The organism is Streptomyces glaucescens (assembly GCF_002154375.1).
In the GTDB taxonomy this organism is placed as follows: domain Bacteria; phylum Actinomycetota; class Actinomycetes; order Streptomycetales; family Streptomycetaceae; genus Streptomyces; species Streptomyces glaucescens.
On record NZ_MUND01000556.1, the window covers coordinates 1 to 7,250 of the forward strand.

At 67.1% G+C, this 7,250-nt stretch carries 6 protein-coding genes and 1 pseudogene; 5 read left to right on the forward strand and 2 right to left on the reverse strand.

All coding sequences use genetic code 11. The features are described 5' to 3' along the window. A pseudogene (locus CCN42_RS31625) lies at nt 1-259 on the reverse strand (Crp/Fnr family transcriptional regulator); the annotation flags it as partial. A 471-nt stretch (nt 260-730) separates the two neighbouring features. On the opposite strand from CCN42_RS31625, the gene rpsL reads away from it, so the two are divergent. The 5 genes from rpsL to CCN42_RS31650 all read left to right on the forward strand — a co-directional run bounded on the left by rpsL (nt 731) and on the right by CCN42_RS31650 (nt 6,565). Continuing rightward, a complete protein-coding gene (gene rpsL, locus CCN42_RS31630) occupies nt 731-1,102 on the forward strand; it encodes a 30S ribosomal protein S12 (protein WP_003948652.1) in 372 nt (123 codons plus the stop codon). Nucleotides 1,103-1,104: 2 nt separating this feature from the next. After that, nucleotides 1,105-1,575: a 30S ribosomal protein S7 gene (rpsG, locus tag CCN42_RS31635; protein WP_003998848.1), complete on the forward strand. Its 471-nt coding sequence runs from the start codon at nt 1,105-1,107 to the stop codon at nt 1,573-1,575. A 39-nt stretch (nt 1,576-1,614) separates the two neighbouring features. Continuing rightward, the gene (gene fusA / locus CCN42_RS31640) at nt 1,615-3,741 is read left to right on the forward strand and encodes an elongation factor G (RefSeq protein WP_086740746.1); all 2,127 of its coding nucleotides are present in this window, start codon (nt 1,615-1,617) and stop codon (nt 3,739-3,741) included. 155 nt (nt 3,742-3,896) lie between these two features. Then, complete coding sequence (gene tuf, locus CCN42_RS31645; protein ID WP_086167815.1) at nt 3,897-5,090, forward strand: elongation factor Tu; 1,194 nt, start codon at nt 3,897-3,899, stop codon at nt 5,088-5,090. Between the two features lie 329 nt (nt 5,091-5,419). Then, nucleotides 5,420-6,565: an acyltransferase family protein gene (locus tag CCN42_RS31650; protein ID WP_086740748.1), complete on the forward strand. Its 1,146-nt coding sequence runs from the start codon at nt 5,420-5,422 to the stop codon at nt 6,563-6,565. A gap of 14 nt (nt 6,566-6,579) precedes the next feature. Here the strand turns inward: CCN42_RS31650 and CCN42_RS31655 are convergent, their stop codons facing one another. Further along, the gene (locus tag CCN42_RS31655) at nt 6,580-7,143 is read right to left on the reverse strand and encodes a hypothetical protein (RefSeq protein WP_245877556.1); all 564 of its coding nucleotides are present in this window, start codon (nt 7,141-7,143) and stop codon (nt 6,580-6,582) included. Nucleotides 7,144-7,250: the final 107 nt, after the last annotated feature.

Below are 7,250 nucleotides of genomic sequence, written 5' to 3' on the forward strand. Positions count from 1 at the left end.
TGATGTCGCCGGGGCCGCGCAGGGCCAGCAGTGCCTCGTAGCCGTTGGCGGCCGAGGCGGTGACCTTGGTCCAGCCGTCCACCAGGAACAGCACGTGGGAGGACGGCTCGTGCTGGTGGAGCAGGACCGTGCGCCGGGTGAAGGAGAGGGTGCGGCCGAGCGCGAGCAGCGCCGAGCGGTCCTCGCTCTCCAGCCGTGCCAGGAACGGCACCCGGTCGTCCAGGCCACCGTCGTCCGACGCGTACGTCCGTTCTGTCATGCCCATTCCCCCGAAGGTCGCCGCGGGCGGATCAACGTACTGAACGCGCAAGAGCGCCGAGGCGGGAAGGGCGGAATTCGGCCATCGCCGAGACGGCCCCGCCGCCGCGGCCGACCGTCATCGGTTCCCGCCGGTCGACCCGCTGCCGGGGTCCCGGGGCGGTCGCCGGACGGGGTGCCGGACGAGCGGGCGGGGAGGGCGGTCAAGGAGGTGAGAAGTCCGGCGTGTCGGGGTGGGCTCCATTTGTTTTGACCGAAGTCGGTGCGGTAGGTACGCTCAGACCTTGTGCCTGGGGTGTGCCCTGGCTCCTGTGCGTGCCTTCCGACCGCATCGGGAGCCCGAGAGTGGCCACCGTAATCTGCGCCTCTTTCTGCCTTGCGGCGGAAGTCCGCGGGATTCGACACACCCGACCGCGTGGGTCGGCGACGTTCCAGGTTAGCTGTACATCGGCACACAGAAACCGGAGAAGTAGTGCCTACGATCCAGCAGCTGGTCCGCAAGGGCCGGCAGGACAAGGTCGAGAAGAACAAGACGCCCGCACTCGAGGGTTCCCCTCAGCGTCGCGGCGTCTGCACGCGTGTGTTCACGACCACCCCGAAGAAGCCGAACTCGGCCCTCCGTAAGGTCGCGCGTGTGCGTCTGACCAGCGGCATCGAGGTCACGGCCTACATTCCGGGTGAGGGACACAACCTGCAGGAGCACTCCATCGTGCTCGTGCGCGGCGGCCGTGTGAAGGACCTGCCGGGTGTTCGCTACAAGATCATCCGCGGTTCGCTCGACACCCAGGGTGTCAAGAACCGCAAGCAGGCTCGCAGCCGTTACGGCGCCAAGAAGGAGAAGTAAGAATGCCTCGTAAGGGCCCCGCCCCGAAGCGCCCGGTCATCATCGACCCGGTCTACGGTTCTCCTCTGGTGACCTCCCTGATCAACAAGGTGCTGCTGAACGGCAAGCGCTCCACCGCCGAGCGCATCGTCTACGGCGCCATGGAGGGCCTGCGCGAGAAGACCGGCAACGACCCGGTCATCACGCTGAAGCGCGCTCTCGAGAACATCAAGCCGACCCTCGAGGTCAAGTCCCGCCGTGTCGGTGGCGCCACCTACCAGGTGCCGGTCGAGGTCAAGCCCGGCCGCGCCAACACCCTGGCGCTGCGCTGGCTGGTCGGTTACTCCCGCGCCCGTCGCGAGAAGACCATGACCGAGCGTCTGCTCAACGAGCTCCTCGACGCCAGCAACGGCCTGGGTGCCGCTGTGAAGAAGCGCGAGGACACGCACAAGATGGCCGAGTCCAACAAGGCCTTCGCGCACTACCGCTGGTAGTCGCTACCCACATCGAGACCGAGAGAAGACTGAAGCCTTATGGCTACCACTTCGCTTGACCTGGCCAGGGTGCGCAACATCGGCATCATGGCCCACATCGACGCGGGCAAGACGACCACCACCGAGCGGATCCTGTTCTACACCGGTGTGTCCTACAAGATCGGTGAGGTCCACGACGGCGCTGCCACCATGGACTGGATGGAGCAGGAGCAGGAGCGTGGCATCACGATCACCTCTGCTGCCACCACCTGCCACTGGCCGCTGGAAGACGTCGACCACACCATCAACATCATCGACACGCCGGGCCACGTCGACTTCACCGTCGAGGTGGAGCGTTCCCTGCGCGTGCTCGACGGTGCCGTGACGGTGTTCGACGGCGTCGCCGGCGTTGAGCCCCAGTCCGAGACCGTGTGGCGTCAGGCGGACCGCTACGGCGTGCCGCGTATCTGCTTCGTCAACAAGCTCGACCGCACCGGTGCCGAGTTCCACCGCTGCGTCGACATGATCTCCGACCGTCTGGGCGCGCAGCCGCTGGTCATGCAGCTGCCGATCGGTGCGGAGGCGGACTTCAAGGGCGTCATCGACCTCGTGACGATGAAGGCCCTGGTCTGGTCGGCCGAGGCGACCAAGGGCGAGATGTACGACGTCGTCGACATCCCGGACACCCACATCGAGGCTGCCGAGGAGTACCGCGGCAAGCTGCTCGAGGCCGTCGCCGAGAACGACGAGGAGCTGATGGAGCTGTACCTGGAGGGCACCGAGCCCTCCGTGGAGCAGCTGTACGCGGCGATCCGTCGTATCACCATCGCGTCCGGCAAGGGCGGCGGCACCACCGTCACCCCCGTGTTCTGCGGTACCGCGTTCAAGAACAAGGGCGTTCAGCCCCTGCTCGACGCGGTCGTGCGCTACCTGCCGTCGCCGGTCGACATCGAGGCCATCGAGGGCCACGACGTCAAGGACCCGGAGAAGGTCATCGCGCGCAAGCCGTCGGACGACGAGCCGCTCGCCGCGCTGGCGTTCAAGATCATGAGCGACCCGCACCTCGGCAAGCTCACCTTCGTCCGTGTGTACTCCGGCCGCCTGGAGTCCGGCACCTCGGTGCTGAACTCCGTCAAGGGCAAGAAGGAGCGCATCGGCAAGATCTACCGCATGCACGCGAACAAGCGTGAGGAGATCGAGTCGGTGGGCGCCGGCGACATCGTCGCCGTCATGGGCCTGAAGCAGACCACCACCGGTGAGACGCTGTCCGACGACAAGAGCCCGGTCATCCTGGAGTCCATGGACTTCCCGGCGCCGGTCATCCAGGTCGCCATCGAGCCCAAGTCGAAGGGCGACCAGGAGAAGCTCGGCGTCGCGATCCAGCGCCTGGCCGAGGAGGACCCGTCCTTCCAGGTCCACTCGGACGAGGAGACCGGCCAGACCATCATCGGTGGTATGGGCGAGCTGCACCTCGAGGTGCTGGTCGACCGTATGCGCCGTGAGTTCAAGGTCGAGGCCAACGTCGGCAAGCCGCAGGTCGCGTACCGCGAGACCATCCGCAAGTCGGTCGAGAAGGTCGAGTTCACCCACAAGAAGCAGACGGGTGGTACCGGCCAGTTCGCGCGCGTCATCATCGCGATCGAGCCGATCGAGAGCGGCGACGCCTCGTACGAGTTCGTGAACAAGGTGACCGGTGGCCGTATCCCGAAGGAGTACATCCCTTCGGTGGACGCCGGTGCGCAGGAGGCCATGCAGTTCGGCATCCTCGCCGGTTACGAGATGACCGGTGTGCGTGTCACGCTGATCGACGGCGCCTACCACGAGGTGGACTCCTCCGAGCTCGCCTTCAAGATCGCCGGTTCGCAGGCCTTCAAGGAGGCCGCGCGCAAGGCCAGCCCCGTGCTGCTCGAGCCGATGATGGCCGTCGAGGTCACCACGCCCGAGGACTACATGGGTGAGGTCATCGGTGACATCAACTCCCGCCGTGGCCAGATCCAGGCCATGGAGGAGCGGGCCGGTGCCCGCGTCGTGAAGGGCCTCGTGCCCCTCTCGGAGATGTTCGGTTACGTCGGCGACCTGCGCAGCAAGACGTCCGGCCGCGCCAGCTACTCCATGCAGTTCGACTCCTACGCCGAGGTTCCGCGGAACGTCGCCGAGGAGATCATCGCGAAGGCCAAGGGCGAGTAACGGACCTCGCGTCCACGCCGTAGGCTTGACTCCGGAGCCTCGTGGGGCAAACAACCGCATCACGGATGTTTGCCCCCGGGATCCGGGACATCCAGCAAAGATCACCTGGCGCCGATGAAGTAAGGCGTACCAGAACCACTCCCAGGAGGACCCCAGTGGCGAAGGCGAAGTTCGAGCGGACTAAGCCGCACGTCAACATCGGCACCATCGGTCACATCGACCACGGTAAGACGACCCTCACGGCCGCCATTACCAAGGTGCTGCACGACGCGTACCCGGACCTGAACGAGGCCACCCCGTTCGACAACATCGACAAGGCGCCCGAGGAGCGTCAGCGCGGTATCACCATCTCCATCGCGCACGTCGAGTACCAGACCGAGGCGCGTCACTACGCCCACGTCGACTGCCCGGGTCACGCGGACTACATCAAGAACATGATCACGGGTGCGGCGCAGATGGACGGCGCCATCCTCGTGGTCGCCGCCACCGACGGCCCGATGCCGCAGACCAAGGAGCACGTGCTCCTGGCCCGCCAGGTCGGCGTTCCGTACATCGTCGTCGCCCTGAACAAGGCCGACATGGTGGACGACGAGGAGATCCTGGAGCTCGTCGAGCTCGAGGTCCGTGAGCTCCTCTCCGAGTACGAGTTCCCCGGCGACGACGTTCCGGTCGTCAAGGTCTCCGCTCTCAAGGCCCTCGAGGGCGAGAAGGAGTGGGTGGACTCCGTCCTCAACCTGATGAAGGCCGTCGACGAGTCGATCCCGCAGCCGGAGCGCGACGTCGACAAGCCGTTCCTCATGCCGATCGAGGACGTCTTCACGATCACCGGTCGCGGTACGGTCGTCACCGGCCGTATCGAGCGTGGTGTCCTGAAGGTCAACGAGACCGTCGACATCATCGGCATCAAGACCGAGAAGACCACCACCACGGTCACCGGTATCGAGATGTTCCGCAAGCTGCTCGACGAGGGCCAGGCCGGTGAGAACGTCGGTCTGCTCCTCCGTGGCATCAAGCGCGAGGACGTCGAGCGCGGCCAGGTCATCATCAAGCCGGGTTCGGTCACCCCGCACACCGAGTTCGAGGCCCAGGCCTACATCCTGTCCAAGGACGAGGGTGGCCGCCACACGCCGTTCTTCAACAACTACCGTCCGCAGTTCTACTTCCGTACGACGGACGTGACGGGCGTTGTGACCCTCCCCGAGGGCACCGAGATGGTCATGCCGGGTGACAACACCGAGATGACCGTCCAGCTGATCCAGCCGGTCGCCATGGAAGAGGGCCTGAAGTTCGCCATCCGTGAGGGTGGCCGGACCGTGGGCGCCGGCCAGGTCACCAAGATCACCAAGTAAGTTCCGCTTGCTTGAGGGTCTGAGGGTCGCCTGACTCGCATTGCCCTGAAGGGGCCCGTACGACTTCGGTCGTACGGGCCCCTTCGCCATGTCCGGGAGGCGGCCTTCCGGCACGGCTGCGGGCCCAGCGCCGTCATCAGGCCCGCCGCGCGCGGGTTGCGCGCCGCGTGGATGAAACCTCGGCGAACCTTGGGCGGCGTCCGGGAGAGGCTTCGGGCAATTCCCGCCCCACCGCGGGTGGATTGCTCCGCTCTGCCCCCGTAGGGGCGGATCGTGCGGACGTAGCGTGAACTGCCGTTCGACGACTCGAGGTGTGCGGGGAGCACGGGATGCAGGGGATTGCGCCGGCCGGATCACCGGTACGGCCGGGATCGACGCGGAAGCCGGCGGCCGTGCCGGGCGGCCGGGCCCGTCCCCGCCTGTACGTCATCGACGGCATACGCCTGGCCGCCGCTCTGATGGTGGCCCTGCACCACTACGCCGGCACGAACCGCGCGAACCAGCCCGGCAACGCCATCTGGGACCGCCCGGTGTCCGACCTCATGCCCAGCTGGTTCCGGGTGGCGTCCTTCGGCTGGATCGGCGTCGAGATCTTCTTCGTCATCAGCGGCTTCGTGATCTGCATGTCCTGCTGGGGCCGCACCCCGAAGGACTTCTTCGTCTCGCGGGTGATCCGCCTGTACCCGGCCTACTGGTGCGCGGTGCTGTTCACCACGGCGGTCCTGGCCGCCCTGCCCGGCGTATGGGAACGCCTGCCGCTCCGCGAGGTGCTGTTCAACCTGACCATGCTCCAGGAGGGCTCGAAGGTCCCGAACGTCGACCCCGTCTACTGGACCCTCTGGTCGGAACTGCGCTTCTACCTGCTCTTCCTCGTCGTCGTCGCCATGGGCCTCACCTACCGCCGGGTCGTGGTCTTCTGCTGCGTGTGGGGCGCCGCCGCCATGCTCGCGCCGGTGTCGAAGTTCCCGCTGCTGGTCCTGGTCGCCAACCCGACCGGCGCCTGGTACTTCATCGCCGGCCTCGCCCTCTACCTCATGCACCGCTTCGGCCCGGACCTCCTCCTGTGGGGCATCCTCGGCATGGCCTGGCTGATGGGACAGCTGGAGCTGGGGGAGCGGGTGGAGTTCGAGCAGGTCAGCAGCTGGCGCGGCGCGGTGGTGATCTACACGGCCTTCACCCTGCTCATGATCGCCGTCGCCCTCGGCCACACCGACCGCGTGCGGTGGAAGTGGCTGGTCACGGCGGGAGCACTGACGTACCCCCTCTACCTGACCCACTACATGGCCGGTACGGCCTTCATCGACCGCCTGCGCGACACGATGGATCCGCGACTGCTGGTCGTGGCCGTCATCGCGGGCTTCCTGGTGCTGAGCTGGCTGATCCACCGGCTGGTGGAACGGCCGCTGGCACGGATGCTGCGGCGAGGGCTGGAGGCGTCGTTCGGGCGGTTGCGGGACTTCCAGCGGGCGGCCTGACCAACCGGGATCCCTCAGTGCGAGGAGGGGCCGTACGCGTCCTCGTAGCTGTACTCGTGCCGGATGCACCCACCGTCCGCACGCAGCACGGGCTCGTGCGAGTACCAGTCCGGGGCGAGGGTCAGCTCGATGCCGTCGTCCTCGGTGGTGACACCCGGCAGGCCGGTGTCCCGGTCGGGCTCGACACGCCGCACGTCGAGCCCGCGCTCGGCCCAGGTGCGACGGAGATTCTCGACGGCCGTGAGGTAGGCCGCGCGGTCCGCGAACTCCAGGGTCCACTCGTACTGCGGCTCGCTGCGGGTGACACCGCTGTCGTCGAAGCCGAAGTCGTCCACGCAGGAACCGCTGGCCTCGTCCAGGGACCCGCCCCCTGTGACGGGCACGGGGTCCAGCTCGCTCAGCACCCGCTCACCCGCCGCCTCCGTGTCGGCCACCCGCTCCTGGTACTCCGCCGCCGACAGCACCGGCCCACCGGTGACGGACTGACAGGCGGACGCCCCGAAGAGCATCAGCAGGACGAAGACGAGACCGACCGTGGAGAGGAGGACGGTGCGGTGCGGGAACGTGTGTGCGGACATGCCACCGATCCAAGCCGCCGAGCGGGCTTGTCGGCAGGGCTCGGATACCTGGGCGGACTGAGTCGGAGAACTCATCTCTCCCACCGCGCGACGTCGCGAGCCCCCAT